Raw genomic sequence first — 25,505 nt, 5'->3', positions numbered from 1 at the left:
GGTCCCTCGGTCATCCCTGGTTCTTGAGTACGGCTTCCATGACGGCCTTGGCGACGGGTGCGGCGAGGCCGCCGCCGCTGATGTCCTCGCGGTCCGCGCCGCTGTCCTCGATGACGACGGCGACGGCGACGGGCGAGGTGCCGTCCGGGTTCTCGGCGTAGGAGATGAACCAGGCGTACGGGCGCTTCTTGTTGCCCTCGCCGTGCTGGGCGGTGCCCGTCTTGCCGCCGACCTTGGTGTCCTTGATCTTGGCGTTGGCGCCGGTGCCCTTCTCGACGACGTTGACCATCATCTCCTGGACCTTCTGCGCGTTGGCGGCGCTCAGCGGCCGGCCCATCTCCTGCGGATCGTGCTTCTCGATCACGTCCAGGTTCGGTGCGGTGAGCTGGTCCACCATGTACGGCTTCATCAGCTTGCCGTCGTTGGCGATCGCGGCGGTGACCATGGCCATCTGGAGCGGGGTGGCGGCGGTGTTGAACTGCCCGATGGAGCTCTGGGCGTTGCCGTCCCTGTTCATCTTCTTGTCGTAGACGCTGGCGAAGGCGCGGACCGGAGTGTCGATCTTGTCGTTGTTGAAGCCGAACTTCTCGGCGGTCTGCACCATCTTGTCGCGGGTGACCTTGTCGCCCAGGTTCGCGAAGACGGAGTTGCAGGAGACGCGCATGGCCTCGTTGAGGCTGGCCTTCTCGCAGCCGGACGCGTGGTTGACCATCGGGGTCTGCGTGCCGGGCAGGATGTACGGCTCCGGGGTGTCCGTCGGCGCGTTGATGTCGGAGACCGCGCCGTGCTCCAGGGCCGCGGCGGCGGTGACCACCTTGAAGGTCGAGCCGGGCGGGTAGGTCTCGCGCAGGGCCCGGTTGACCAGGTTCTTGTCCTCGCTGTCCTTCAGCGAGACCCAGGCCTTCTCGTCGTCCTTCGAGTTGCCCGCGAAGCTGGAGGGGTCGTACGAGGGGGTGGAGACCAGGGCCAGGATGGCCCCGGTGCGCGGGTCGATCGCGGCGACCGCGCCCTTCTTGTCGCCGAGCTTCTCGAACGCGGCCTTCTGCGCGGCCGGGTTGAGCGTGGTGACGACGTTGCCGCCCTGCTTCTTCTCGCCGGTGAACATGCCGATCGTGCGGTCGAAGAACAGCCGGTCGTCGTTGCCGGTGAGGATCTGGTCCTCGAGCGATTCGAGCTGGGTGGAGCCGTAGGCCTGCGAGGCGTAGCCGGTGACGGGTGCCCACAGGGGTCCGTCCAGGTACGTCCGCTTGAACTTGTAGTCGCTGCCGTTGGTGACCGCCGAGCCGGTGATCGGCTCGCCCCCCTTGACGATGATGTTGCCGCGTTCGGTGGCGTACTGGGCGATCTGGACCCGGCGGTTCTCCTTGCGGGTGCTGAGGTCCTCGGCCTGGACGTACTGGATCCAGTTGGTCCGGATCAGCAGCGCGAGGACGAGCAGCCCGCAGAACAGCGAGATGCGGCGCAGGGGCTTGTTCATGACGGGCGGACCACCTGGGTCATCTCGGAGTCGGGGGACGGAGCGGGAGCCGGGGCAGGTCGGCGTGCGGTGTCGCTGATCCGGATGAGTACGGCGATGAGGATCCAGTTCGCGAGGACGGAGGAACCGCCGGAGGCGAGGAAGGGCATCGTCATGCCGGTGAGGGGGATGAGGCCCATGACTCCGCCGGCGACGACGAAGATCTGGAGGGCGAAGGCACCGGAGAGGCCGATGGCGAAGAGCTTGCCGAAGGGGTCACGGGCGGCGAGGGCGGTGCGGACGCCCCGCTCGATGATCAGCCCGTAGATCAGCAGGAAGGCCATCACGCCCGTGAGGCCCAGTTCCTCGCCGACGGTGGAGAAGATGAAGTCGGAGTTGGCGGCGAAGCCGATGAGGTCGGAATTGCCCTGTCCCCAGCCCGCGCCGAGGACCCCGCCGGAGCCGAAGCTCATGATCGACTGGGCGATCTGCTCGCAGGCACCGGCGTCGGCGCCGTTGCGCTGCCAGCAGCCGAAGGGATCCAGCCAGGCGCTGACGCGGGCCCCGACGTGGCTGGAGAAGGAGGCGACGACGACGGCGCCGCCGACCGACATCAGCAGGCCGATGACGATCCAGCTGGTCCGCTCGGTGGCCACGTACAGCATGATCACGAACATGCCGAAGAACAGCAGCGAGGAGCCGAGGTCGTTCTCGAAGATCAGGATCAGCAGGCTCATCGCCCAGATCACCAGGATCGGGCCGAGGTCGCGGCCGCGCGGCAGGTAGAGGCCCATGAACCGGCGGGAGGCCAGGGCCAGGGCGTCGCGCTTGACCATCAGGTAGCCGGCGAAGAACACCGCGAGGACGATCTTCGCGAACTCGCCGGGCTGGATGGAGAATCCGGCGACGCGGATCCAGATCTTGGCGCCGAAGACGTCCGCGCCGAGGCCGGGGACGAGCGGCAGGAGGAGCAGCACCAGGGCGGCGACCATGGAGATGTAGGTGAACCGCTGCAGGACGCGGTGGTCCTTGAGGACCAGCAGCACGCCTGCGAACAGGGCGATGGCCATCGCCGTGTACATCATCTGGTTGGGCGCGGAGGGGGAGAACGCGCCGAAGGAGCGCTTGGCCAGGTTCTGCAGCCGCTCGGACTGGTCGAGCCGCCAGATCAGGACGAGGCCCAGACCGTTGAGCAGCGTGGCCAGCGGCAGCAGCAGCGGGTCGGCGTACTTGGCGTACCGGCGCACGACGAGGTGCGCGACCCCGGCGAGGGCAGCGAGGGCGAGGCCGTACAGCACCATGCCGGGAGGCAGGGTGCCGTCGATCGCGAGGCCCACGTTGGCGTAGGCGAAAATCGGGATGACCACGGCGAAGCCGAGCAGCATCAGCTCGGTGTTCCGCCGGCTCGGCGCCTCGATGGCGCCGATGGTGGTCGTGTTGGTGACAACGCTCATGGTGTGGCAGGCCCCCTGCGCCCGCGGGTGTCTACTGCTTTCCGCAGAAACTGACCACTTGCTGCTCCTGGGGAGTCAGAGTGGTGCTGGGTGTCTGGTTCTGCGCCTCGGCGTTGCGGCGTTCCTCGTCCTTCTTGCACGCGGAGACCTGGAGGCCGAGGTCGTCGAGCTTCTCGCGGGCACCGTTGAGGCTGCTCTCGCTGATGGTGGCCTCGACGAGCTTGCGCTTGAAGGGCGGCAGGTACTTCAGTTCGATCTCGGGGCGGTCGGTCTCCACCTTGGAGAGCTCCAGCGGACCGAGCTTCTGGCTGATGCCGCGGAAGAGCGCCACGTGCTCGCCCTTGACCCCGACGTAGAACTGCGTCTGGGTCCAGCGCCAGCCCGCGTACAGACCGCCGCCGACGACGCCGACGACGAGGAGCAGGGTCAGCGTACGGGTGGTCCACTTGCGCCCCTTGCCGCGGCGCCGGCGGGGGTGGTCGTACGTGTCCTCGTACCCGGAGTCGGGGTCGTAGGACTGCGCGTCGGCGTCGCCGAAGCTGCCGTAACCGCCGCCGCCCTGACCCTGGTCGCCGTATCCGTAGCCGGGGGCCTCACCGCTGCCGGGAGGTCCGAAGGCGCCGGCGGGCGGCGGGGCCTGGCGGCCCAGGCCCGAGGCACGGCCGGCCGGGGTCTGCATGGCATTGCCGTCGAAGAGCTGGTGCTGGTTCTCGGCGACCGCTCCGACGACCACCGGGGTGTCGTTCAGCTGAGCGGCCAGGGTGTCGCCGCTGTCGGTGTTGAGGACGTCCGCGACGATGCAGGTGATGTTGTCGGGGCCGCCTCCGCGCAGGGCGAGCTGGATCAGCGCCTGCACGGTCTCGTGGGGGCCGTGGTAGTCGGCGAGGGTCTCTTCCAGGGTCTGGTGGGAGACGACGCCGGACAGCCCGTCGGAGCAGATCAGGTAGCGGTCACCGGCGCGGACCTCGCGGATGGAGAGGTCGGGCTCGACGATGTCGCCGCTGCCCAGCGCGCGCATCAGCAGGGACCGCTGCGGGTGGGTGGTGGCTTCCTCTTCCGTGATGCGGCCCTCGTCGACGAGCCGCTGCACCCAGGTGTGGTCCTGGGTGATCTGGGTGAGGACGCCGTCGCGGAGCAGATAGGCACGGGAGTCGCCGACGTGGACGAGGCCGAGGCGCTGGCCGGTCCACAGCAGGGCGGTCAGGGTGGTGCCCATGCCTTCGAGCTGGGGGTCCTCCTCCACCATGACGCGCAGCTGGTCGTTGGCGCGCTGCACTGCCGTGGCGAGGGAGGTGAGGATGTCGGAGCCCGGGACGTCGTCGTCGAGCTGCACCAGGGTGGAGATCACCTCGGAGCTCGCGACCTCGCCGGCGGCCTGGCCTCCCATGCCGTCGGCGATCGCGAGGAGACGGGGACCGGCGTAGCCGGAATCCTCGTTGCCCTCGCGGATCATGCCCTTGTGCGATCCGGCGGCGAACCGCAGGGACAGACTCATGTGTACCTGCCCTGTCGACGCTGCTGCCTCCGGGTACAACCGGTCTCGAGCCACACTGCCCACCCTCCGGTCGGGAGCGCGCTCGGGTCCGTGTCCTCGGTGGGACGGATCGCCGCGGCTCGCTCGCTCCGCTCGCTCATTCTCGTACTACTTCCGCAGCTCGATGACGGTCTTGCCGATGCGGATCGGGGCGCCCGGCGGAATGGGCGTCGGAGTGGTCAGCCGGGTCCGGTCGAGATACGTGCCGTTGGTGGACCCGAGATCCTCGACGATCCACTGGCCGTCACGGTCGGGATAGATCCTGGCATGGCGGCTGGACGCGTAGTCGTCGTCCAGCACGATCGTGGAGTCGTGGGCCCGGCCCAGCGTGATCGTCTGGCCGGCGAGGGCCACCGTGGTTCCCGTGAGGGTGCCCTCGGAGACGACCAGCTTGGTGGGCGCACCGCGGCGCTGGCGCTGCTGCGGCGGGGCCGCGCTCTGGCGGCCCGTCTGCTGTGGTGCGGTGCCCGCGGCGCCCCCGCGGCGCGAGCCGCGCTGGGTGACTCGCGTTCCGAAGAGATCGCTGCGGATGACCTGAACGGCCACGATGACGAACAGCCACAGAACGGCTAGGAAACCCAACCGCATGACCGTCAGGGTCAGCTCTGACATTGCCCCCGCTTCACCCTTCGGCTTGCCGGTAAATGATGGTCGTGCTGCCCACGACGATCCGCGAGCCGTCGCGGAGCGTAGCGCGGGTGGTGTGCTGCCCGTCCACCACGATGCCGTTGGTGGACCCGAGATCCTGGATCGTCGAGGGCGTTCCGGTCCGGATCTCACAGTGCCGGCGGGATACGCCGGGGTCGTCGATCCGCACGTCGGCTTCGGTGCTTCGGCCGAGTACGAGCGTCGGGCGCGAGATCTGGTGGCGGGTGCCGTTGATCTCGATCCAGTGGCGCCGGGTGGCACCCGGGCCGGACGCTGGTGCGGGGCCGGCGGGAGCCGGCCTGCGCCCTGCGGGACCGCCGGGAGGCGGGCCCGCGGGCATCGGCGGGGCGGCGACCGGGGGGTACCCGTATCCGCCCTGCGGGTTCGGGGGTGCCTGGCCGTGGCCCGACTGAGGCGCCTGCGGCTGGGAGGTGCTGGAGGCGAGCGTACGGCTGCGGACCCGGTAGAGACCGGTGTCGAGGTCGTCGGCCTTCTCCAGGTGGACCTTGATCGGGCCCATGAAGCTGTAGCGCTGCTGCTTGGCGTAGTCGCGGACCAGGCCCGCGAGCTCGTCGCCGAGCTGGCCCGAGTACGGGCTCAGGCGCTCGTAGTCGCCGGTGCTGAGCTCGACGATGAAGTCGTTGGGGACGACGGTGCGCTCGCGGTTCCAGATGGTGGCGTTGTTGTCGCACTCGCGCTGGAGGGCGCCTGCGATCTCCACCGGCTGGACCTCGGACTTGAACACCTTGGCGAAGGTGCCGTTCACCAGACCTTCGAGTCGCTGCTCGAACCGCTTCAGGACTCCCATGGGGCACCTCCTCCGTCGTTGTCGCCCTGTACTGCTTACTGATCGTATCCACGCGTGGCGGATTCGGCTGGTTCCCCATCGGTCCCGTGCTGAGGAGTGTTGGTCCTCACAAGCGATCGTAGGGGCGCTCCAGGGACAGTGTCCCGCACCCGGGGCGGAGTGCGGGAGGGGCCGTCGTGACCGGGGTGAGGGGTGCGGGGAAAGCGATGTGAATCCACCCCGTCTGGCGTGCTAATGTTTCGACGTCGCCAGGGGAACGGCCCGAAAGGGAAGAACCACTGGGGCGCTGCTCGGGCGAGTGGCGGAACGGCAGACGCGCTGGCTTCAGGTGCCAGTGTCCTTCGGGACGTGGGGGTTCAAATCCCCCCTCGCCCACATCGACGAAACGGTCGTCATCGCGAAAGCGATGGCGGCCGTTTCGCTTTGTCCGTCTGGCTTTGTCCTCTTCCTGTTCCTGCGCCGGTGACGGCGCCGTCCGACTTTCGTCGCGGTGGGCGCGACGAAAGAGGGCGGCCGGGGGCACGGACGGGTGTCTAGGGTCGGGTGCGTGGATGTGACGGCGAAGATGCGTGCGGGCTGGGACTGGCTGAGGGGGCCGGAGCCCTGGACGCGGCGGATGCTGGCGGGGGACCTGCTGATCGCCGCGGTGCTGGCCCTGCTCGGCCTGGGTCTGGAGGAGCTCGACAACGGATCCGGGGCGCGGATGGCGGCGGGCGCCGTGGCCGTGTTCGTCCTGACCCTGCTCCGCCGCAGGCTCCCGGCGACGCTGCTGGTCGTGGGTCCCGCGGTGGGCGTGTACCTGCCCGGCGCGTTCCTGGTCACGACCCTGCTGGGCTGGTCCGCGGGGCGCCGGATCGTCGGTGTGGGACGGGCCCTGGGCGCCTTCGTCCTGTCGTTCCTCGCGATGGTCGGCTTCAGCGCCCTGCACGAGTGGGGACAGACGCGGCTCCTGCTGATGGTGGTCTTCTCCACCCTGATGTTCCTGGCCACGACGGTCATGCCCGGTCTGGCCAGCCGCTACTGGCACCAGCGCCGTACGCTGCTGCGCGCGCTCCAGGAGCGCAACGGGCAGCTGATGCGGGAACGGGCGATGGTCGCCGGGCAGGCCCGGCTGCGCGAACGGCAGCGGATCGCCCAGGACATGCACGACAGCCTCGGCCACCAGCTGGCGCTGATCGCGGTGCACACCGGCGCGCTGGAGGTGGATCCGCAGCTCACGGACCGTCAGCGCGAGGGCGTGGGCGTGCTGCGGCAGGCCTCGGTGGCGGCCATGCACGAACTGCGGGAGGTCGTGGGGATCCTGCGGGACGGGGTCGAGGCACCGGACCCCGTGGAGGAGGCGGCGCAGCCCGCGGCGCGCGGGGTGGCCGGGATCGCGGCGGTCGTCGAGGCGGCGCGGAGCGCGGGTACCGACGTACGGCTGACGAGTTCGGGGCAGCCGAGGCCGCTGGTGGCCGCCTGTGACCACGCGGCGTACCGGATCGTGCAGGAGGCGCTGACGAACGCGTACAAGCACGCGCCGGGATCCGCGATCACCGTGGAACTGCGCTACGAGGACGACTCGCTGGTGGTGGAGATCGCCAACGGGCCGGCGGCGGGCCCCGGCGCCGGCGAGGTGGTGTCGGGCGGCCAGGGGCTGACAGGGCTGCGCGAGCGCGCCCGGCTGGTCGGCGGCATGGTGCACACCGGCGCCACCGAGGAGGGCGGGTTCCGGGTGGCGGGTGTCCTGCCGTACGGGGCCGAGCCCGCCGGGGTGGAGGACGTGGCGGACGACTTCGGCCAGCAGGCCCGGGGGCAGGCGGCGGCGCTGCAGGGCGGGCCGCCCATGGACTGGGCCGCGGTGGACAAGGAACTGGCGGTGCGCAGGCGCAGCCGGACCGGGGGCGTGGCGCTGGGCTGCGGGATCGCGGTGGCGGCGGTGGTCTTCCTCGTGGTCGTGCTCGGGGCGGTCATCGTGCTGATGGTGGGCTCGGTGGACGACTCGATGCTCGACCCGGCCGACTACGACTCCGTGAACGTCGGGGAGACCGAGTCCGAGGTGCGCGGCCGGCTGCCCGACGGGGACAGCATCCTGACCTCGGGCCTGGACCGCAAGGGCCCGCTCCGGCCGCAGGGGTCGCAGTGCCTGGCCCTCATGTCGTCCGGCACCTCGGGGGCGTTCACCAGCGACACCGTTTTCCGGTTCTGCTTCAAGGACGGCAAGCTCGTCGACAAGCAGGCTTACGAGGTCAAGCAGTAGGAGCACGGGTGACGGCCAGAATGATCAGAGTGGTGATCGCCGACGACGAGCCGCTGATCCGGGCCGGGATCAGGATGATCCTGACCTCGGCGCCGGACATCGAGGTCGTCGCGGAGGCGGCGAACGGCCGGGAGGCGGTGGAACTCGCCCTCGCGCACGCCCCGGACGTGGTGCTGCTGGACATCCAGATGCCGGTCATGGACGGGCTGACCGCCCTGGGGGAGCTGAAGCGGGCCGCGCCCGAGTCCCGGGCGCTGATCCTGACCACCTTCGGGGAGCGGGAGAACGTCCTGCGGGCGCTGGGCCAGGGCGGTGCGGGCTTCCTGCTGAAGGACTCGGCGCCGGGAGAGCTGATCGGCGCGGTCCGCGCCGCCATGGCCGGGGACGCCTACCTCTCCCCCGCGGCGACCCGGCACGTGGTGGACCTGCTGGCGTCGGGGAAGGCCGCGGCACGCGGTGAGGAGGCCCGGCGGCAGGTGGCGGAGCTGAGCGAGCGCGAGCGCGGGGTGCTGGCGCTGCTGGGGGAAGGCCTGTCCAACGCGGACGCGGGCCGGCGGCTCCACATGAGCGAGGCGACGGTGAAGACGTACGTGAGCCGGATCCTGGCGAAGCTGGGCTGCGAGAACCGGGTACAGGCGGCGCTGCTGGCCAGGGACGCCGGGCTGTAGATACGGTCACCCCGTTCGGCAGGTGTTCGATCCACAGGTGGGGGCGGCGTCGATGGCGGCGGTAGCGGTTCAGCGGATTCCGGAGGTGGCGGGCTTCGGGCCGCGCGTGGCGGCCGGCTCGCCCCGGCAGGAGGGGAAGGCCCTGCGGGCACGCGTGCCCCGGGCGGCGCACGCCGGCTTCCTGGCCCCGTCCGGCAGGCCGGACGCGGTGCGAGCGGTCGAGGAGTCCAACGTCGGGCGGGTCGCCGAGCTGACTCCGATACGCGTGGGCCGGATGGCCGCGAACCCCTTCGCGTTCCTGCGCGGGGCCGCCGGTCTGATGGCCCACGACCTGTCCGGCGGTCCGGTGACCGGGATCGGCGCCCAGCTCTGCGGGGACGCGCACGCGGCGAACTTCGGGCTGTACGGGGATGCGCGCGGCCGCCTGGTCATCGACCTGAACGACTTCGACGAGACCGTCTTCGGGCCGTGGGAGTGGGACGTGAAGCGGCTGGCGACCTCGCTGGTGCTCGCCGGGCGGGTGGCGGGCGCGGACGAGGACACATGCCGGGAGGCGGCGCGGGACGCGGTGGGCGCGTACCGGCGGACCATGCGCCTGCTGGCCAAGCTGCCGGCCATAGACGCGTGGAACGCGATCGCCGACGAGGAACTGGTCTCGCACACCGACATGCGGGACCTGGTGGGCACCTTGCAGCGGGTCATGGACAAGGCCCGCAACAACACTTCCGCGCGGTTCGCGGCCAAGTCGACCGAGCCCTCGCCGGACGGCGGCCGGCGCTTCGTGGACGCGCTGCCCGTGCTGCGCCGCGTCGGGGACGGGGAGGCGGCGGCCGTGGCCGCGTCCCTGGGCCCCTACCTCCAGACGCTCCAGCCCGACCGGCTGCCGCTGCTGGCCCGGTACGCGATCCACGACGTGGCCTTCCGCGTGGTGGGCACCGGGAGCGTCGGCACCCGTTCGTACGTGGTGCTGCTGCTCGACCACCGGGGCGAGCCGCTCGTGCTCCAGGTGAAGGAGGCGCGGCCCTCGGTGCTGCTGCCCTACCTGCCCGCGCTGGGCTTCGCCTCCCCGCCGCCGGAGCACGAGGGGCACCGGGTGGTGGCCGGGCAGAAGCAGATGCAGGTGGTCTCGGACTTCATGCTGGGCTGGACCACGGTGGAGGGACGGCCCTTCCAGGTGCGGCAGTTCCGCAACCGCAAGGGCAGCGTGGACCCGGCCGCGCTGGCCGCCGGGGAGTTCGACGACTACGGGCGGATGACCGGGGCACTGCTGGCCCGGGCGCACGCGCACAGCGCCGATCCGCGGCTCCTGGCGGGGTACTGCGGCAAGAGCGACGAGCTGGACGAGGCGATGGCCGGCTTCGCGGTGGCCTATGCCGACCGGAGCGAGGCCGATCACGCCGATCTGGTGGCGGCGGTGCGCTCGGGGCGGATCGCCGCGGAGTCCGGGGTCTGACCGCCCCAGCGCCGGGTCGATGTTTCACGTGAAACATCGACCCGGCGCGGACGGCCGTAGGCTGGCCGGGTGAGCGAGCAGACCGAGCAGCCCGAACAGCCCGAGCCGACCGTCCTCGGCGACACCGGTGCCCCCGGCGCGTCCGGCGAGGAACGTCCCGAGGCCCGCCTGGAGCGGGCCGTACGGGCCGCGGAGCAGGCACTGATCGAGTTCGAGATCGCGGTGGAGACCTTCCGGGTGGAGGTGGAGAACTTCTCCCGCCTGCACCACCAGAAGCTGGGCCCGATGTACTCGCGGCTCGACGAGCTGGACGCGCTGATCGCCGAGGCGAAGGCGGCGCGCACCGGCGATCCCGAGGACGTGCGGCGGGCGCGGGAGGCGCGCGCGCTGGTCATGCCGATGCCCGGGGTGGAGGAGCTGTTCCACGACTGGCTGGGTTCCGACGGGATCTCCGACGACGCGTCCGCGATGCTCACGGACCGGCCGGTGCGTCCGCCGGAGCGGGTGCGGCCCTCGGAGGAGGTGCGCCGCCTCTACCGCGAGCTGGTCCGCAAGGCCCATCCCGACCTCGCCCAGGACGAGACCGAGCGTGCGCGGCGGGACGCCTTCATCGCGCGGGTCAATGCCGCGTACGGGCGGGGCGAGGAGCAGCTGCTGCGCGAGCTGGCCGAGGAATGGGCGGCCGGTCCGGCGCCCGAGGCGGCGCCGGAGAGCGAGAGCGAGGAGCTGTACGCGCGGCTGGAGTGGCTGGCGCGGCGCAAGGAGCTGCTGTCGGTCGTGGCCCGGGATCTGGAGGAGAGCGCCATCGGTTCCATGCTGCGGATGGCGCCGGAGGACCCGGACCGGCTGCTGGAGGAGATCGCGGAGCAGCTGCTGGCGCAGGTGTCCGAGCGTGAGGCGCAGCTGGCGGCCCTGGCGACCCCCTGAGGGGCGTGCCGTTTCCTATAGGTTGGGCCGCAGACTGCGAAGAGAGAAGGCGACAGCTATGAACTTCGGACTGCTTCCCTCGGTGGACGCCGCCGCGGTGCCCTCCGAAGGCTTTGTCCTCGACGTCCGTGAGGACGACGAATGGGCGGCCGGCCATGTCGAGGGCGCCCTGCACATCCCGATGAGCGACTTCGTCGCCCGGTTCGGTGAGCTGACGGAGGCCGTCGAGGACGGCCGCCGGGTGCACGTGATGTGCCGGGTGGGCGGGCGTTCCGCGCAGGTCACCCAGTACCTGGTCCGCCAGGACATCGACGCCGTGAACATCGACGGCGGGATGCAGGCCTGGGAGCGCGCCGGCCGCCCGATGGTCACGGACAACGGCACCCAGGCCTTCGTGCTCTGAGCCGTCTGCCGGGCTCGGCTCGCCGTCTCAGGCGAGGGGGTGGGCGGCCAGCAGGTCGCCCAGGGCCTCCTCGTGCGCCGCGGCCGGGCCGAGCTGGAGCTCCAGCTGTTTGGCCCAGGCGTGGTAGCGGTGCAGCGGGTAGTCGGTGTCGGCGCCGAAGCCTCCGTGCAGGTGGTGGGCGGTCTGCACGACCCGGCGTACGCCCTCCGCGGCCCATATCTTGGCGACGGCGACGTCCCCCGTGCTCGGCAGCGGGCCACCCGCGCCGCCGGTGGCGGCATCGAGCCGCCAGGCGGCCTGCCAGAGGGTGACCTCCATGGCGCGCAGGTCGATGTAGCGGTCGGCGGCCTGGACGGCGACGGCCTGGAAGGTGGCCACCGGGAAGCCGAACTGCTCGCGCTTGCTCGTGTACTGGCTGGTCATGGTGAGGACGCCCTCGCCGAGTCCGAGCGCGAGGGCGCAGGTGCCGGTGGCCAGGAGCTGGCGCAGCCGCTCCCAGGCGCCGGGGGCGTCGATGAGGTGCGCGGCCGGGACCCGTACGGCGTCCAGGGTGAGTTCGGCGAGGCGCTCCCCGGTGGTGGAGTACTGCTCGGCGAGGGTCAGCCCGCCGGTGGTGCGCGGGACGAGCGCGAGGACGGCCTCGCCCTCGCCGCTGTGGGCCGGTACGGCGATCCAGTCGGCGTTGTGGGCCCAGGCGACCGCGGTCTGCGTGCCGTCCAGCACCCAGTCCCCGCCGGAGCCCTCGCGGCGGGCGGTGACGGAGAGTTCGGCCGGGTCGTGCCCGCTGCGGCCGTGTGCGGCGGCGGTGAGCACGAGCGTCCCGCGTCCGGCTCCGGGCAGCAGGGCGGCGGTCAGTGCGGGGCTGCCGTGGGCCTGGACGGCCATGGCGGTGGCGCAGTGCTCCAGGAGCGGTACCCGGGCCAGTACCTTGGCTGCCTCGCGCAGCACCAGGCACAGGGCGATGGTGTCCAGGCCCGCGCCGCCGTGCTCCTCGGCGAGGACCAGGCTCAGCAGGTCGGAGGCGGCGAGCTTGGCCCACAGCGGGCGGTCGAAGTCCTCGGCGACGGCCCCCGGGGTGAGTGCCGGGCTGGGCACGCTGTCGGGTGCGACGTCCGCGAACACGGCCCGCGCCGCCTCGACGGCGGCCTGCTGCTCCTCGGTGAAGGTGAAGTCCACTTCCTGTCCTCCCGCGCGCACCCGGTCCATCCTGTCCTGACGGTGCGTCAAGATAGAACACGTTCCTGAAATTGGACAGGGGGCGGGGAGGGCAGCCGGCTCAGCGGTCGAAGTCGATCTCCACTTCCTCGGTGACCGGGTGCGACTGGCAGGCCAGTACGAACCCGGCCTCCGTCTCCTCGGCCTCCAGCGCGAAGTTCCGGTCCATCCGGACCTCGCCCGTCACCAGGAAGGCCCGGCAGGTGCCGCAGACCCCGCCCTTGCAGGCGTACGGGGCGTCGGCGCGGTTGCGCAGCACTGCGTCCAGCAGGGATTCCCCGTCCTGGACGGGCCAGGTGCCCGAGCGGCCGTCGAGCCGGGCGGTGACCCGGCCGTGCGTGGCGGCGGCGGTGGCCGTGGCGCGGACCGGGGGCGCGGTGTCCTCGACGTGGAAGACCTCCTCGTGCACCCGGGTCCTGACGACGCCGAGGGAGCTCAGGGCCCGCTCCGCCCCCTGGACCAGGCCGTAGGGCCCGCACAGGAACCAGCCGGTCACCTCCGCGACGGGCAGCAGGGCGGGCAGCAGGGCGGCCAGCCGGTCCTCGTCGAGCCGCCCGGACGGCAGCCCGGCCTCCTGTTCCTCCCGGGACAGGACGGTGACCAGCTGGAACCGCGCCGGATAGCGGTCCTTGAGGTCGGCGACCTCGTCGAGGAACATCGTCGACGCCGCCGTACGGTCGCTGCGCACCAGGCAGAACCGCGCGTCGGGGCGGGCGGCGAGCAGGGTCGCGGCGATCGACAGCACGGGGGTGATCCCGCTGCCGCCGACGACGGCCGCGTAGTGCCCGGCGGCCGGGGCGGCCACCGGGTCCAGGACGAACCGGCCGGCGGGGACCATCACGTCGAGCACGTCCCCGGCGGCGACCTCCTTGTGCGCGAAGGTGGAGAACTCGCCGCCCTCCACGAGGCGCACGCCGACCCGCAGCAGCTCCGGGCCCGGGCCGTCCGCCGCGGGGGCGGGCGAGCAGATCGAGTAGGTGCGGCGGATCTCGGTGCCCTCAGGGGTGGACCGGCGCAGGGTGAGGTGCTGGCCGGGGGCGTGGCGGTACTCGTCGCGCAGCTCCGGCGGTACCCGCAGGGTCAGCGCCACCGCGTCGTCGGTGAGCCGGTCGACCGCCGCCACCGTGAGCGGGTGGAAGGCGCCGTGGCGCGGGGCGCGCGCGGGACGCCCGGAGGCGGACACCGAGGACACCGACGGCACCGACGGCACAGACGGCGGGGACACGGCCATCTACAGCTCCTTGAAGTGGTCGAACGGCTCGCGGCAGGCGATGCAGCGGCGCAGGGCCTTGCACGCGGTGGACGAGAACCGGCTGAGCAGCTCGGTGTCGGTGGAGCCGCAGTTCGGGCAGCGGACCGACAGGGTGAGCGGGACGGGTCCGCCGGCGGCGTGGGGGCGCGGCGGGGCGATGCCGAACTCGGCCAGCTTGCGGCGGCCTTCGGCGCTGATGTCGTCGGTGGACCAGGCGGGCGCCAGCACGGTGGTCACCCGCACCTCGCGGATGCCGTGGGCGGTCAGGACCCGCTCGATGTCGGCGGACATGGCCTCGATGGCCGGGCAGCCGGTGTAGGTCGGGGTGAGGGTGACCTCGGCGTGGCCGTCCTCGTGCACCCGGACCCCGCGCATCACGCCGAGCTCGGCGAGGGTGAGCACGGGCAGCTCCGGGTCCGGGACGGAGCCGGCGAGCTCGGCCAGCTCCGCCTCCAGGCGGGTCGTCCCGGCATCGGTCACCATGACGCCCCCGGGTGGCTGCGGTGCAGGTGCTGCATCTCGGCGAGCAGCCGGCCGAAGGGCTCGGTGTGCAGGCCCTGGCGTCCGGCCCCGGCGGCCCAGGCCCCGGTCCGCGGCCCCGTGGGCAGGGCGAGCCCGGCCCGCTCCAGTACGTCGGTCACCGCGGCCAGCCAGCGCCCTTCCAGGGCGGCCCAGGCGGCCTGGTCGAGTCCTTCGAGGCCCTCCACCGGCTGGAACATCTCCCCGGTGTACTTCCACAGGGCGTCCAGGCCCGCCCGCATGCGGTCGTGGCTCTCCGGGGTGCCGTCGCCGAGCCGCAGGGTCCACTGTTCGGCGTGGTCGCGGTGGTAGGCGGTCTCCTTGACGGCCTTGGCCGCCAGGGGAGCGAACGGGCCGTCCCCGCGCGCCAGTTCCCCGTACAGCTCGTGCTGGTAGAAGGAGAAGAAGAGCTGCCGGGCGATGGTGTGGGCGAAGTCGCCGTTGGGCTGCTCGACCAGCTGGAGGTTGCGGAAGGACCGCTCCTCGCGGAGGAAGGCCAGCTCGTCCTCGTCGCCCGCCAGGGACAGCAGGACGCGGGCCTGGCCGAGCAGGTCGAGGGCGATGTTGGCGAGGGCGACCTCCTCCTCCAGCACGGGTGCGTGCCCGGCCCACTCGCCGAGGCGGTGGGAGAGGATCAGCGCGTCGTCGCCGAGGGCGAGGGCGGCCGCCGTGAAAGCGGCGGTGGTGGTGGTGGCGGTGGTGTCCGCCATGGTGTCCGCCGTGGTGTCGGTGCCGGTCACAGGTGGTTCACCCCCTCCGGGATGTCGTAGAAGGTCGGGTGGCGGTAGGGCTTGTCCGCGGACGGGGCGAAGAACGGGTCCCGCTCGTCCGGCGAGGAGGCGGTGATCTCCGTGGACGGCACCACCCAGATCGAGATGCCCTCGCTGCGCCGCGTGTAGAGGTCACGGGCATTGCGCAGGGCCATCTCCGCATCCGGGGCGTGCAGGCTTCCCGCATGCGTGTGCGAGAGGCCGCGCCGCGAGCGCACGAACACCTCCCACAGGGGCCAGTTCTGCGTCATACCCGTGCCTCCTCGTTCTTGGCGGTGTGCTGTGCCGCCTGCTTCTCGGCGTACGCGGCGGCCGCGTCACGCACCCAGGCGCCTTCCTCGTGGGCGGTGCGCCGCTGGCTGATCCGCTGTTCGTTGCAGGGGCCGTTGCCCTTGAGGACGTCCCAGAACTCGGCCCAGTCGATGGCGCCGAAGTCGTGGTGCCCGCGCTCCTCGTTCCACTTCAGGTCGGGGTCGGGCAGGGTCAGGCCCAGGGCCTGCGCCTGCGGGACGGCGATGTCCACGAACCGCTGGCGCAGTTCGTCGTTGGAGTGGCGCTTGATCCGCCAGGCCATGGACTGCGCCGAGTGCGCCGACTCGTCGTCCGGGGGGCCGAACATCATCAGCGAGGGCCACCACCACCGGTTCACCGCGTCCTGGGCCATGGCGTGCTGCGCCTCGGTGCCCTTGGACAGCGTCATGAGGAGCTCGAAGCCCTGGCGCTGGTGGAAGGACTCCTCCTTGCAGATGCGGACCATGGCACGGGCGTACGGGCCGTAGGAGCAGCGGCAGATCGGTACCTGGTTGGTGATCGCCGCGCCGTCCACGAGCCAGCCGACGGCGCCGACGTCCGCCCAGGTCAGGGTGGGGTAGTTGAAGATCGAGGAGTACTTCTGCTTGCCGGCGTGGAGCTTGTCGAGCAGCTCGTCGCGGCTGGTGCCCAGGGTCTCGGCGGCGCTGTAGAGGTAGAGCCCGTGACCGGCCTCGTCCTGGACCTTGGCCATGAGGATCGCCTTGCGGCGCAGCGAGGGCGCGCGGGTGATCCAGTTGGCCTCGGGCTGCATGCCGATGATCTCGGAGTGGGCGTGCTGGGCCATCTGCCGGACCAGGGAGGCGCGGTACTCCTCGGGCATCCAGTCGCGCGGTTCCACGCGCTCGTCCGCCGCCACGGCGGCGTCGAAGGCCGCCGCGAGCTGTGCGCCCAGGTCGGCGGGCGTGCCGGGCCCGCCCGTCCCGTCTGTCCCGAGGGCCGTGTCCGGCCCCGTCTCCGGAGTCACTGCCACCATCGCGGTCCCCTGTCAGAGTGTGTCGGCCGGCCTTCCGGCTGCCCGACCGACCGATCGTTCGGTTCGTCCTCTTCAATGGTGAGACGACGGCCCGTAGGGTGTCAACCTCTGTGGTCAACCCTGTGGACGCCGGACGATCGGGGCGGGATGGATTCGAACGAGCACGAGCCCGCGGAAGGGGGCGCCGGAACGGCTGCGGAACACGCTGCTCCACCGCCTGCGCGCGTGCCCGGGATAGCCGGTCTGTCCGCCCCGTACCGCGTCCTGGCCGCCCTGGCACTGGGGGCCGTCGCCGTGGCCGCCTGCGCTCACCTGGCGTTCGTCTTCCTGCACGTGGCCCCGTCGAACACGGTCAGCAAGCAGCACGCGCGGACCGTGGACGACTGGATCTACCCGGAATTCGAACAGAACTGGAAGCTCTTCGCTCCGAACCCGCTCCAGCAGAACATCGCGGTCCAGGTGCGCGCGCAGGTCCGCACCGCCGCGGGCGAGCTGGTCACCAGCGACTGGCGGGACCTGTCGGCCGAGGACGGCGCGGCCATCCGGCACAGCCTGCTGCCCAGCCACACCGAGCAGAACGAGCTGCGCCGGGCCTGGGACTTCTTCACCGGCTCCCACGACGAGGACAACAAGGCGAACGGCGAGCGCGGCGCGCTGTCCGAGGCGTACCTGCAGCGCATCGCCGTGGACCGGCTCGCCCCGCGCTACCCGGGCGGGCACCTCCTGCGGATCCAGCTGCGCTCGGCGACGACGGCGGTGGCCGCGCCCGGCTGGAGCAACGAGACCACCGACACCCAGACCTACTACCGGGAGCTGCCGTGGTGGACGGTCTGACCCGCGCGCGCCGGGCCGCCGGACGGGCACTGGCGCAGGTCACCGGACAGGCACTGGGCCCGTACCAGAGCGCCGTGATCCGCATCGGTTTCGCCGGGACCTGGCTGTTCTTCCTGCTGCGGGAGTTCCCGCACCGGCGCGAGCTGTACGGCCCCGACGGACCGTGGAGCTGGGAGCTCGCGGAGCGGCTGATCGCCTCGAACCGTGCCTTCACGGTCCTGATGTGGTCCGACTCCACGCTGTGGTTCGAGACCGTCTACGCCGTGGCCGTGCTGGCGAGCGTCGCACTGCTGCTCGGCTGGCGCACCCGCGCGGTGTCCGTGGTGTTCATGGTCGGGGTGCTGTCGCTCCAGAACCGCAGCGTGTTCATGGGCGACGGCGGGGACAACGTCATCCACCTGATGGCGATCTACCTGGTGCTGACCCGGTGCGCGCAGGTGTGGTCGCTGGACGCGCGCCGGGCACGGCTGCGCGGCGCGGCGACGGCCGGAGCGGCCGGGCCGGTGCTCTGGGCGGTGCTGGGCGCGGTGTTCGCCTATGCGGCGGCGACCGGGAGGTTCAGCGTCGGCTGGCTGGCGGTCTTCGGGGCGCTGTGGGTGGTCGCAGGGCTGTGGTGGACGGCCGACCGGTACGAACCCGAGGGGGAGGGCCGGGCGGCCCTGGACGTCCTGGCGAACCTGCTGCACAACGCGGGGATGCTGGTGATCATGGCGGAGGTCTGCCTGATCTACGCCACGGCGGGCTGGTACAAGATCCAGGGCTCGCGCTGGCAGGACGGGACGGCCCTGTACTACCCGCTGGGCCTGGACTACTTCACCCCGTGGCCGGCGCTGTCGGAACTGGTGGCGAGCAGCGGCACGCTGGTGATGCTGCTGTCGTACGGGACGGTCGCCGTGCAGGTGGCGTTCCCGTTCACGCTGTTCAACCGGCGGATCAAGAACGTGCTGCTGGCCGTGATGATGGCGGAGCACGTCGGGATCGCGGTGCTGCTCGGCCTGCCGTTCTTCTCGCTGGCGATGATCGCCGCCGACGCGGTGTTCCTGCCGACGGTGTTCCTGATGTGGCTCGGGGCCAGGGCTGCCGCGCTCAGGCCCGGGCGGGCGGCCGCCGCGGCCGAGCCCGCGCCGGTCCCGGCGGACGCCGAGCCCCGGCCCGCCCCCGCGGAGCCGAGCCCCGTCTCGTCCTGACGGCGGTCGGCGGCGCCGGTGCCGGAGCCCGGCGGGGGAGCGCCTAGGGTCGGGGCATGAGTGAGTGGGCAGACGCGGACGGGACGGAGCGGCGCTGGCGGGAGGGGGCCCGGCGGGAGGACCTGGTCCTGCTGGACGGGTTCCACGCGCTGAAGCACGCCCTGCGCTTCGGGGCCGAGGTGGAGATCGCCGTGGCCGACGATCCGCAGGCCGTACGGGCACTGGCGCGCGAGCTGGCTCCGGACGTCGAGGCCGAGGTCGCCCGGCTGGTCCGCGGCGGCGTCCCGCTGAGCGGGCTGCTGCCCCGGGTGCACCCCACGGGAGTCGCGGCCCTGGCCGTACGGCCGGGCCCCGACCTGCTCCGGGAACGGCTGCACCGGCAGCCGCGGCTCGCACCCGTCGTGGTGCTGGACAACCCCCGCAACCTCGGCAACGTCGGCGCCGTGGTCCGCCTCGCCGCGGGCTTCGGGGCCACCGGTGTGGTGACCCGGGGGGACCTCGACCCCTGGCATCCGAACGTGGTCCGGGCCGGGGCCGGGCTGCACTACGCCACCACCGTGGACCGGGTGGAGATCGCCACCCTCCCGGCCGGGCCGCTGTACGCGCTCGACCCGGAGGGCGAGGACATCCGCTCCCTCACCCTCCCGGACGACGCCCTGCTCGCCTTCGGCTCGGAACGCCACGGCATCTCGCCCGAGCTGCGCGCCCGCGCCGATCACCTGGTGTCCCTGCCGATGCGGCCGCAGGTCTCCAGCTACAACCTGGCCACCAGCGTGGCCATGACCCTCTTCCACTGGGGCGGGCCCAAGCCCTGAGCCGGGCCCGGCTCAGGCCCGGATCAGGACCGGCTCAGGCCCGGCTCAGGCCTGGCGCCGGACCTCCACCACGCGGAAGCGGTTCGCGACGAACGCGCCGTCGCACAGCGCGGCGTTCGCCGCCGGGTTCCCGCCCGAACCGTGGAAGTCGGAGAAGGCGGAGGTCTGGTTGACGTACACCCCGCCGGTCAGGTTCAGGGAGAGCTGCGCGGACTCCTCCAGGCAGACCTCCTCGACGGCCCGCTCGGTGTCCGCGGAGGTCGTGTACGCGCCCACGGTCATGGCGCCCTTCTCCCGCACCGTGCGCCGCAGCAGCTCCAGCGCATCGGCGGTGGAGTCCACGGCCACCGCGAAAGAGACCGGACCGAAGCACTCCGAGAGGTACGGCGCTTCCGGGTCGCCCTTGGCGGCGTCCAGCTTCACCATCACCGGCGTACGGACCACGGCGTCCGGGAACTCGGGGTTCGTGACCTCGCGGGAGGCCAGCGCGACCTCGCCCAGCGCGGCCGCCGCCTCCAGCCGGGTCCGGACGTCCGGATTGACCAGGGCGCCCAGCAGGGCGTTGGCCCGGGCGTCGTCACCGAGCAGACCGCCGACCGAGGCCGCGAGATCGGCGACGACCTCGTCGTAGCTCTTGTGGCCGGCGTCCGTGGCGATGCCCTCGCGGGGGATCAGCAGGTTCTGCGGGGTGGTGCACATCTGCCCGCTGTAGAGGGAGAGCGAGAAGGCCAGGTTGGCCAGCATCCCCTTGTAGTTGTCGGTGGAGTCCAGGACGACGGTGTTGACGCCGGCCTTCTCCGTGTAGACCTGCGCCTGACGGGCGTTGGCCTCGAGCCAGTCGCCGAACTCCGTGGACCCGGTGTAGTCGATCAGCTTGATCTCGGGCCGCAGGGCCAGGGTCTTGGCGATGCCCTCGCCGGGACGCTCGACCGCGAGCGCCACCAGGTTCGGGTCGAAGCCGGCCTCGGCGAGGACCTCCCGGGCGACCTGCACGGTCAGCGCGAGCGGGAGCACGGCCCGCGGGTGCGGCTTGACCAGCACCGCGTTGCCCGTGGCGAGGGAGGCGAACAGGCCGGGGTAGCCGTTCCAGGTCGGGAAGGTGTTGCAGCCGATGACCAGGGCGATGCCGCGCGGCACGGCCGTGAAGGTCTTGCCGAGCTCCAGCGGGTCCTTCTTGCCCTGCGGCTTGGACCAGTCGGCCTGGCCCGGGACCCGGGTCTGCTCCTCGTAGGCGTAGGCCACCGCCTCCAGGCCGCGGTCCTGCGCGTGCGGGCCGCCCGCCTGGAACGCCATCATGAAGGCCTGGCCGCTGGTGTGCATGACCGCGTGCGCGAACTCGTGGGTGCGGGCGGAGATGCGGGACAGGATCTCGATGGAGACCAGCGCCCGGGTCTCGGGACCCGCGTCGCGCCAGGCGGCGATGCCGGCCTTCATGGCGGGCAGCAGCACCTCCGGGTCGGCGTGCGGGTACTCGACGCCCAGCTCGGGGCCGTACGGGGACACCTCGCCGCCGGTCCAGCCGTCCGTACCGGGCTGCCCGAGCTCCAGCCGGGTCCCGCGCAGGGCCTCGAAGGCGGCCAGCCCGTCGGCCGGGGCGCTCTCGCCGTACGCCTTGGGGTGCTCGGGATGCGGGGACCAGTAGGCGCGGCTGCGGATCGCCGACAGCGCCTGGTCCAGGGTGGGCCGGTGCTTGGCGGACAGCTGGGGGACGGTGAGCTCGGCGGACATCAGGGACCAACTCCTCGTTGAGCCGGGCGGGATCGCGCGGGATCGGCAGGCGGTTCAGGCAAGGCAGGGCGAGAAAGAGCAGACTGGAGTTAGAGTAACCGAACGATCGGTCGGGACAAGAGGGCCCGGCAGACCTGTGGATAAGTCGGTGCGGGAGGATCGGGTCATGACAGCAATCGAGCGGTCCCGCACTGTGGCGGTCGTCGGCGCCGGCACCATGGGACAGGGCATCGCCCAGGTCGCCCTTCTCGCAGGTCACCGGGTGCTGATCTACGACATCGACGCCACCCTCGCCGCCGACGGGGCCGGCTTCGTGCAGGACCGCCTGGAGCGGATGGCCGCGAAGGGCCGCCTGGACCGCGCCGAGGCCGAGGACGCGATCGGCCGGATCGCTGCAGCCGGCACCCTCGCGGACCTCGCCGACGCCGCGCTCGTCATCGAGGCGGTCGTCGAGAACGTCACCGTCAAGCAGGCCCTCTTCGCCGCGCTGGAGGAGGTGGTCGCCCCGGACGCCCTGCTGGCCACCAACACCTCCTCCCTCTCCGTCACCGAGCTCGCCGGGGGCCTCGCCCGCCCGGGCCGCTTCCTCGGCCTGCACTTCTTCAACCCGGCCCCGCTGCTCCCGCTCGTCGAGGTGGTCAGCGGTTTCGCGACCGACCCGGCCGCCGCCGAGCGCGCGTACCGCACCGTCCTCGGCTGGGGGAAGACCCCGGTCCGCTGCGCCGACACCCCGGGCTTCATCGTCAACCGGATCGCCCGCCCCTTCTACGCCGAGGCCTTCTCGGTCTACGAGGAGCAGGGCGCCGACCCCGCCACCATCGACGCCGTCCTGCGCGAGTGCGGCGGCTTCAAGATGGGCCCCTTCGCCCTGACCGACCTGATCGGGCAGGACGTCAACGAAGCGGTGACCCGCTCCGTGTGGGAGTCCTTCTTCCGGAGCCCGAAGTTCACGCCCTCCCTCGCCCAGCGCCGGCTGGTCCAGTCGGGCCGCCTGGGCCGCAAGTCGGGGCACGGCTGGTTCCCGTACGGCCCGGGCGCCGTACTGCCCGAACCGCACACCGCCGCCCCGCAGGAGGCCCCGGCCAAGGTCACCGTCGTGGGCGACCTCGGCCCCGCCGCCGAGCTCGCCGACCTGCTGGAGGAGGCCGGGATCGCCGTCACGGCCACCGAGCACGGGGGCCCGTACATCCAGCTGCCCGGCGAGGGCCAGCTGGTCCTCGCGGACGGCAAGACCTCGGTCGAGTTCACCGACGTCGTCTACTTCGACCTGGCCCTCGACTACCGCGGCGCCACCCGGATCGCGCTCTCCGCCAGCGAGGACGTCAGCGAGCGCACCCTCGCCGAGGCCGTCGGCCTGTTCCAGAAGCTCGGCAAGAAGGTCTCCGTCATCGGCGACGTCCCCGGCATGATCGTCGCCCGGACCGTGGCCATGCTGATCGACCTCACCGCCGACGCCGTCGCCCGCGGCGCGGCCGGCGCGCAGGACATCGACACCGCGATGCGGCTCGGCGTCAACTACCCGCTCGGCCCGTCCCAGTGGCACGAGCGCCTCGGCCCGGACTGGGCGTACGACCTGCTCCACAACCTCGACGAGCGCTGTCCCGGCGGCCGGTACGCGCCCTCGCTGGCGCTGTTCCGGCTCGGCTACGCGGCGGGCGACGAGGACGGGGCGGAGGAGACGGGATGACCACGGTCAGGCGGGACACCTACACGCCGGAATCGCTGCTGTCGGTCGCGGTCCAGGTCTTCAACGAGCGCGGCTACGACGGCACCTCCATGGAGCACCTCTCCAAGGCCGCGGGGATCTCCAAGTCCTCGATCTACCACCACGTCACCGGCAAGGAGGAGCTCCTGCGCCGGGCCGTCAGCCGCGCCCTCGACGGGCTCTTCGCGGTGCTGGAGGAGCCCGGTGCGGTGCGCGGCCGGGCGGTCGAGCGCGTCGAGTACGTCACCCGGCGCACGGTGGAGGTCCTCGTCGGCGAGCTGCCGTACGTGACCCTGCTGCTGCGCGTACGGGGCAACACCCGCACCGAGCGGTGGGCGCTGGAACGCCGCCGCGAGTTCGACCACCAGGTCGCGGACCTCCTCAAGGCCGCCGCGGCCGACGGGGACCTGCGGGCCGACGTGGACATCCGCCTCGCGACCCGGCTGCTCTTCGGCATGGTCAACTCGCTGGTCGAGTGGTACCGCCCGCACCCGGTCACCACCTCCGACCAGCTCGCCGACGCGGTCGTCAGCATGGCCCTGGACGGCCTGCGCACGGCCCGCTAGGACGCGCCGGAGCGCCGCCGGGCACATCCGGTACGACGGGGACGACGGGGACGACGCCGGGATCCCCCGGTGGCGTCCCCGTCCCCCGTTCGGCCTACTCCTCCGTGAGGGAGGAGGACGGGCCGCCCGCCGGGCCCGGGTCCAGGAGGTCCGTCTCCTCGAACACCAGCAGGGTGCGCGTGGACAGGACCTCCGGGATGGACTGGAGGCGGGTCAGCACCAGCTCGCGCAGGGTGCGGTTGTCCGGCGTGTGCACCAGCAGGAGGACGTCGAAGTCCCCGCTGACCAGCGCGATGTGGGCCGCGCCCGGCAGCTCGCGGAGCTGTTCGCGCACCGTCCGCCAGGAATTCTGGACGATCTTCAAGGTGATGTACGCCGAGGCGCCCTGGCCTGCGCGTTCGTGGTTGACGCGGGCGGTGAACCCGCGGATCACCCCGTCGTCGATGAGCCGGTTGATGCGGGCGTAGGCGTTCGCCCGGGACACGTGGACCTGCTCCGCCACCGAGCGTATCGACGCACGGCCGTCCGCCTGGAGCAGTCGTACGATCGAACGGTCGATCGGGTCCAGGGCGCGGGGCGGGACCACCGGGACCGACGGGACCGCCGGTCCGGAAGGCGCGGGCGGGGCCGACGGGACCGCGGCGCCGCTCCCCGGCGGTACCGGGCCGGAACCCGGTGCGGCCATTTGTTCATCCGGCATTGCCCGATGCCTCCCTCTCCTGGACGTCCTGCATCCATCCCAGGCCCCCGACGCCCGTTTGTCCACAGCCTGGAGTCGCCTGTAGCCAAATTGCGCAGACAACCGAACAATCGGTTGGTGAGGCGCCTCACACCCGGGGCACCCCTGCCCGCTTCCCACGAGGAGGTGTACGCCGCCATGACGGTCCAAGAGCTGCCCGGTGCCGGTGCGTCCCACCGTCCGACCCCGCCGCCCGCCTGGAGGCCCCGTACGGATGCCGCCCCGCTGCTCCCGGACCCCGAGCCCTACCGGGTACTGGGCACCGAGGCGGCCGACCGGCTCGACCCCGCGCTGATGCGCCGCTGCTACGCCGAGCTGGTCCGCGGCCGTCGCTACAACGCGCAGGCCACGGCGCTCACCAAGCAGGGCAGGCTCGCCGTCTACCCCTCCACCGTGGGCCAGGAGGCCTGCGAGATCGCGGCCGCGCTGGTCCTGGAGGACCAGGACTGGCTGTTCCCGAGCTACCGCGACACCCTGGCGGCCGTGGCGCGCGGACTGGACCCCGTCCAGGCGCTGACCCTGCTGCGCGGCGACTGGCACACCGGGTACGACCCGCGCGAGCACCGCATAGCCCCGCTCTCGACCCCGCTCGCCACCCAGCTGCCGCACGCGGTGGGCCTGGCGCACGCGGCCCGGCTGCGCGGTGACGACGTCGTCGCGCTCGCCATGGTCGGCGACGGCGGCACCAGCGAGGGCGATTTCCACGAGGCGCTGAACTTCGCCGCCGTCTGGCAGGCCCCGGTGGTCTTCCTGGTGCAGAACAACGGCTTCGCGATATCCGTCCCGCTCGCCAAGCAGACCGCCGCCCCGACGCTGGCCCACAAGGCCGTCGGCTACGGAATGCCCGGCCGGCTGGTCGACGGGAACGACGTCGCCGCGATGCACGAGGTGCTGTCCGAGGCGGTCCGGCGCGCCCGGTCCGGTGGCGGCCCGACCCTGATCGAGGCCGTCACCTACCGGATGGAGGCCCACACGAACGCCGACGACGCGACCCGCTACCGCGGTGACGCCGAGGTCGAGGCCTGGAAGGCGCACGACCCGATCGATCTGCTGGAGCGTGAGCTGACCGCCCGCGGCATCATCGACGAGGCGGCGATCCAGTCGGCGCGCGACGAGGCCGAGACGATGGCCGCGGCGCTCCGCGAGGGGATGAACGCGGACCCGGTGGTGGACCCGATGGACCTGTTCGCGCACGTGTACGCGGAGCAGACGGACCGGCTGCGCGAGCAGGCGGCCATGCTCCGTGCAGAGCTGGAAGCCGAGGACCAGGCGTGACGACGGTGGCGGCGAAGTCCGCGAA

General features: G+C 72.2%; 24 protein-coding genes and 1 tRNA gene. 12 read left to right on the top strand and 13 right to left on the bottom strand.

From position 1 onward, the window contains the following. Window positions 1-10 precede the first annotated feature (10 nt). From IO30_RS0109495 to IO30_RS0109475, 5 genes are all read right to left on the bottom strand, one after another. On the bottom strand, window positions 11-1,477 hold the full coding sequence (locus IO30_RS0109495; protein ID WP_031141246.1) for a peptidoglycan D,D-transpeptidase FtsI family protein: 1,467 nt from the start codon (window positions 1,475-1,477) through the stop codon (window positions 11-13). Beyond that, window positions 1,474-2,910 (bottom strand): FtsW/RodA/SpoVE family cell cycle protein, encoded by a 1,437-nt coding sequence (locus IO30_RS0109490; protein ID WP_031141244.1) that lies wholly within the window; start codon window positions 2,908-2,910, stop codon window positions 1,474-1,476. Before IO30_RS0109490 ends, IO30_RS0109495 begins: the two co-directional genes overlap by 4 nt. A gap of 31 nt (window positions 2,911-2,941) precedes the next feature. Next, window positions 2,942-4,405 (bottom strand): PP2C family protein-serine/threonine phosphatase, encoded by a 1,464-nt coding sequence (locus tag IO30_RS0109485; protein WP_031141243.1) that lies wholly within the window; start codon window positions 4,403-4,405, stop codon window positions 2,942-2,944. A gap of 147 nt (window positions 4,406-4,552) precedes the next feature. Continuing rightward, window positions 4,553-5,056, bottom strand: a complete 504-nt coding sequence (locus IO30_RS0109480; RefSeq protein ID WP_031141241.1) for an FHA domain-containing protein FhaB/FipA — start codon at window positions 5,054-5,056, stop codon at window positions 4,553-4,555. A 10-nt stretch (window positions 5,057-5,066) separates the two neighbouring features. After that, window positions 5,067-5,900 (bottom strand): FHA domain-containing protein, encoded by an 834-nt coding sequence (locus tag IO30_RS0109475; protein ID WP_031141239.1) that lies wholly within the window; start codon window positions 5,898-5,900, stop codon window positions 5,067-5,069. Between the two features lie 292 nt (window positions 5,901-6,192). Here IO30_RS0109475 and IO30_RS0109470 point away from each other — a divergent pair. The 6 genes from IO30_RS0109470 (at window position 6,193) to IO30_RS0109445 (ending at window position 11,590) form a co-directional block, all read left to right on the top strand. Beyond that, window positions 6,193-6,275 (top strand) — tRNA-Leu (locus IO30_RS0109470). A 190-nt stretch (window positions 6,276-6,465) separates the two neighbouring features. Further along, on the top strand, window positions 6,466-8,139 hold the full coding sequence (locus IO30_RS0109465) for a sensor histidine kinase (RefSeq protein WP_031141238.1): 1,674 nt from the start codon (window positions 6,466-6,468) through the stop codon (window positions 8,137-8,139). Between the two features lie 20 nt (window positions 8,140-8,159). After that, window positions 8,160-8,807, top strand: a complete 648-nt coding sequence (locus tag IO30_RS0109460) for a response regulator (RefSeq protein WP_031141236.1) — start codon at window positions 8,160-8,162, stop codon at window positions 8,805-8,807. 52 nt (window positions 8,808-8,859) lie between these two features. Continuing rightward, entirely contained in the window at window positions 8,860-10,260 is a 1,401-nt protein-coding gene (locus IO30_RS0109455; RefSeq protein ID WP_031141234.1) for a DUF2252 domain-containing protein, read from the top strand. Window positions 10,261-10,329: 69 nt separating this feature from the next. Then, window positions 10,330-11,187: a J domain-containing protein gene (locus tag IO30_RS0109450; RefSeq protein WP_031141232.1), complete on the top strand. Its 858-nt coding sequence runs from the start codon at window positions 10,330-10,332 to the stop codon at window positions 11,185-11,187. Window positions 11,188-11,245: 58 nt separating this feature from the next. Next, window positions 11,246-11,590 (top strand): rhodanese-like domain-containing protein, encoded by a 345-nt coding sequence (locus IO30_RS0109445; RefSeq protein WP_031141230.1) that lies wholly within the window; start codon window positions 11,246-11,248, stop codon window positions 11,588-11,590. 27 nt (window positions 11,591-11,617) lie between these two features. Here the strand turns inward: IO30_RS0109445 and IO30_RS0109440 are convergent, their stop codons facing one another. The 6 genes from IO30_RS0109440 to paaA form a co-directional block, all read right to left on the bottom strand. Next, a complete protein-coding gene (locus IO30_RS0109440; RefSeq protein WP_031141228.1) occupies window positions 11,618-12,766 on the bottom strand; it encodes an acyl-CoA dehydrogenase family protein in 1,149 nt (382 codons plus the stop codon). 100 nt (window positions 12,767-12,866) lie between these two features. Next, window positions 12,867-14,036: a 2Fe-2S iron-sulfur cluster-binding protein gene (locus IO30_RS0109435; protein ID WP_078904619.1), complete on the bottom strand. Its 1,170-nt coding sequence runs from the start codon at window positions 14,034-14,036 to the stop codon at window positions 12,867-12,869. Next, the gene (gene paaD / locus IO30_RS0109430) at window positions 14,037-14,540 is read right to left on the bottom strand and encodes a 1,2-phenylacetyl-CoA epoxidase subunit PaaD (protein WP_031141224.1); all 504 of its coding nucleotides are present in this window, start codon (window positions 14,538-14,540) and stop codon (window positions 14,037-14,039) included. Further along, complete coding sequence (gene paaC / locus IO30_RS0109425; protein WP_051902103.1) at window positions 14,534-15,286, bottom strand: 1,2-phenylacetyl-CoA epoxidase subunit PaaC; 753 nt, start codon at window positions 15,284-15,286, stop codon at window positions 14,534-14,536. Before paaC ends, paaD begins: the two co-directional genes overlap by 7 nt. A 26-nt stretch (window positions 15,287-15,312) precedes the next feature. Further along, entirely contained in the window at window positions 15,313-15,597 is a 285-nt protein-coding gene (paaB, locus tag IO30_RS0109420; protein ID WP_031141220.1) for a 1,2-phenylacetyl-CoA epoxidase subunit PaaB, read from the bottom strand. Next, complete coding sequence (gene paaA, locus IO30_RS0109415; protein ID WP_031141218.1) at window positions 15,594-16,631, bottom strand: 1,2-phenylacetyl-CoA epoxidase subunit PaaA; 1,038 nt, start codon at window positions 16,629-16,631, stop codon at window positions 15,594-15,596. The genes paaB and paaA overlap by 4 nt, the downstream gene beginning before the upstream one ends. A gap of 225 nt (window positions 16,632-16,856) precedes the next feature. Here paaA and IO30_RS0109410 point away from each other — a divergent pair, with 225 nt between their 5' ends. Genes IO30_RS0109410 through IO30_RS0109400 form a run of 3 tightly spaced genes read left to right on the top strand, consistent with a single transcriptional unit; the run spans window position 16,857 to window position 19,467 of the window. Further along, complete coding sequence (locus IO30_RS0109410; protein WP_324617552.1) at window positions 16,857-17,465, top strand: DUF5819 family protein; 609 nt, start codon at window positions 16,857-16,859, stop codon at window positions 17,463-17,465. Beyond that, the gene (locus IO30_RS0109405) at window positions 17,450-18,652 is read left to right on the top strand and encodes an HTTM domain-containing protein (RefSeq protein ID WP_411572701.1); all 1,203 of its coding nucleotides are present in this window, start codon (window positions 17,450-17,452) and stop codon (window positions 18,650-18,652) included. Before IO30_RS0109410 ends, IO30_RS0109405 begins: the two co-directional genes overlap by 16 nt. A gap of 56 nt (window positions 18,653-18,708) precedes the next feature. Next, on the top strand, window positions 18,709-19,467 hold the full coding sequence (locus IO30_RS0109400; RefSeq protein WP_031141212.1) for a TrmH family RNA methyltransferase: 759 nt from the start codon (window positions 18,709-18,711) through the stop codon (window positions 19,465-19,467). A 45-nt stretch (window positions 19,468-19,512) separates the two neighbouring features. Here IO30_RS0109400 and paaN read toward each other — a convergent pair whose 3' ends face one another. After that, window positions 19,513-21,195, bottom strand: coding sequence for a phenylacetic acid degradation protein PaaN (gene paaN / locus IO30_RS0109395; protein WP_031141211.1), 1,683 nt, complete (start codon window positions 21,193-21,195; stop codon window positions 19,513-19,515). 166 nt (window positions 21,196-21,361) lie between these two features. Here paaN and IO30_RS0109390 point away from each other — a divergent pair, with 166 nt between their 5' ends. Both IO30_RS0109390 and IO30_RS0109385 read left to right on the top strand, forming a co-directional pair. Next, the gene (locus tag IO30_RS0109390; RefSeq protein ID WP_031141209.1) at window positions 21,362-22,882 is read left to right on the top strand and encodes a 3-hydroxyacyl-CoA dehydrogenase; all 1,521 of its coding nucleotides are present in this window, start codon (window positions 21,362-21,364) and stop codon (window positions 22,880-22,882) included. Next, window positions 22,879-23,466 carry a TetR/AcrR family transcriptional regulator gene (locus tag IO30_RS0109385; RefSeq protein WP_031141207.1) on the top strand — a complete coding sequence of 196 codons (588 nt, stop codon included), beginning with the start codon at window positions 22,879-22,881 and terminating at the stop codon, window positions 23,464-23,466. Before IO30_RS0109390 ends, IO30_RS0109385 begins: the two co-directional genes overlap by 4 nt. Before the next feature lie 94 nt (window positions 23,467-23,560). Here the strand turns inward: IO30_RS0109385 and IO30_RS0109380 are convergent, their stop codons facing one another. Next, complete coding sequence (locus tag IO30_RS0109380) at window positions 23,561-24,166, bottom strand: Lrp/AsnC family transcriptional regulator (protein WP_234321724.1); 606 nt, start codon at window positions 24,164-24,166, stop codon at window positions 23,561-23,563. 177 nt (window positions 24,167-24,343) lie between these two features. On the opposite strand from IO30_RS0109380, the gene pdhA reads away from it, so the two are divergent. Then, window positions 24,344-25,480, top strand: coding sequence for a pyruvate dehydrogenase (acetyl-transferring) E1 component subunit alpha (gene pdhA, locus IO30_RS0109375; protein ID WP_031141203.1), 1,137 nt, complete (start codon window positions 24,344-24,346; stop codon window positions 25,478-25,480). The last annotated feature ends 25 nt before the right edge of the window (window positions 25,481-25,505 follow it).

This window comes from Streptomyces xanthophaeus (genome assembly GCF_000725805.1).
Taxonomy (GTDB): Bacteria; Actinomycetota; Actinomycetes; order Streptomycetales; family Streptomycetaceae; genus Streptomyces; species Streptomyces xanthophaeus.
Note: the sequence above shows the minus strand (reverse complement) of the source record. Positions and strands in the feature narration are given on the sequence as shown.

What these genes read in the sequence shown, in the direction of transcription:
- IO30_RS0109495 (WP_031141246.1), bottom strand. Translation starts at nt 1,477, where the DNA reads ATGAACAAGCCCCTGCGCCGCATCTCGCTGTTCTGCGGGCTGCTCGTC.
- IO30_RS0109490 (WP_031141244.1), bottom strand. Translation starts at nt 2,910, where the DNA reads ATGAGCGTTGTCACCAACACGACCACCATCGGCGCCATCGAGGCGCCG.
- IO30_RS0109485 (WP_031141243.1), bottom strand. Translation starts at nt 4,405, where the DNA reads ATGAGTCTGTCCCTGCGGTTCGCCGCCGGATCGCACAAGGGCATGATC.
- IO30_RS0109480 (WP_031141241.1), bottom strand. Translation starts at nt 5,056, where the DNA reads ATGTCAGAGCTGACCCTGACGGTCATGCGGTTGGGTTTCCTAGCCGTT.
- IO30_RS0109475 (WP_031141239.1), bottom strand. Translation starts at nt 5,900, where the DNA reads ATGGGAGTCCTGAAGCGGTTCGAGCAGCGACTCGAAGGTCTGGTGAAC.
- IO30_RS0109465 (WP_031141238.1), top strand. Translation starts at nt 6,466, where the DNA reads ATGCGTGCGGGCTGGGACTGGCTGAGGGGGCCGGAGCCCTGGACGCGG.
- IO30_RS0109460 (WP_031141236.1), top strand. Translation starts at nt 8,160, where the DNA reads ATGATCAGAGTGGTGATCGCCGACGACGAGCCGCTGATCCGGGCCGGG.
- IO30_RS0109455 (WP_031141234.1), top strand. Translation starts at nt 8,860, where the DNA reads ATGGCGGCGGTAGCGGTTCAGCGGATTCCGGAGGTGGCGGGCTTCGGG.
- IO30_RS0109445 (WP_031141230.1), top strand. Translation starts at nt 11,246, where the DNA reads ATGAACTTCGGACTGCTTCCCTCGGTGGACGCCGCCGCGGTGCCCTCC.
- IO30_RS0109435 (WP_078904619.1), bottom strand. Translation starts at nt 14,036, where the DNA reads ATGGCCGTGTCCCCGCCGTCTGTGCCGTCGGTGCCGTCGGTGTCCTCG.
- paaD (WP_031141224.1), bottom strand. Translation starts at nt 14,540, where the DNA reads ATGGTGACCGATGCCGGGACGACCCGCCTGGAGGCGGAGCTGGCCGAG.
- paaC (WP_051902103.1), bottom strand. Translation starts at nt 15,286, where the DNA reads ATGGCGGACACCACCGCCACCACCACCACCGCCGCTTTCACGGCGGCC.
- paaB (WP_031141220.1), bottom strand. Translation starts at nt 15,597, where the DNA reads ATGACGCAGAACTGGCCCCTGTGGGAGGTGTTCGTGCGCTCGCGGCGC.
- paaA (WP_031141218.1), bottom strand. Translation starts at nt 16,631, where the DNA reads ATGGTGGCAGTGACTCCGGAGACGGGGCCGGACACGGCCCTCGGGACA.
- IO30_RS0109400 (WP_031141212.1), top strand. Translation starts at nt 18,709, where the DNA reads ATGAGTGAGTGGGCAGACGCGGACGGGACGGAGCGGCGCTGGCGGGAG.
- paaN (WP_031141211.1), bottom strand. Translation starts at nt 21,195, where the DNA reads ATGTCCGCCGAGCTCACCGTCCCCCAGCTGTCCGCCAAGCACCGGCCC.
- IO30_RS0109390 (WP_031141209.1), top strand. Translation starts at nt 21,362, where the DNA reads ATGACAGCAATCGAGCGGTCCCGCACTGTGGCGGTCGTCGGCGCCGGC.
- IO30_RS0109385 (WP_031141207.1), top strand. Translation starts at nt 22,879, where the DNA reads ATGACCACGGTCAGGCGGGACACCTACACGCCGGAATCGCTGCTGTCG.
- IO30_RS0109380 (WP_234321724.1), bottom strand. Translation starts at nt 24,166, where the DNA reads ATGCCGGATGAACAAATGGCCGCACCGGGTTCCGGCCCGGTACCGCCG.
- pdhA (WP_031141203.1), top strand. Translation starts at nt 24,344, where the DNA reads ATGACGGTCCAAGAGCTGCCCGGTGCCGGTGCGTCCCACCGTCCGACC.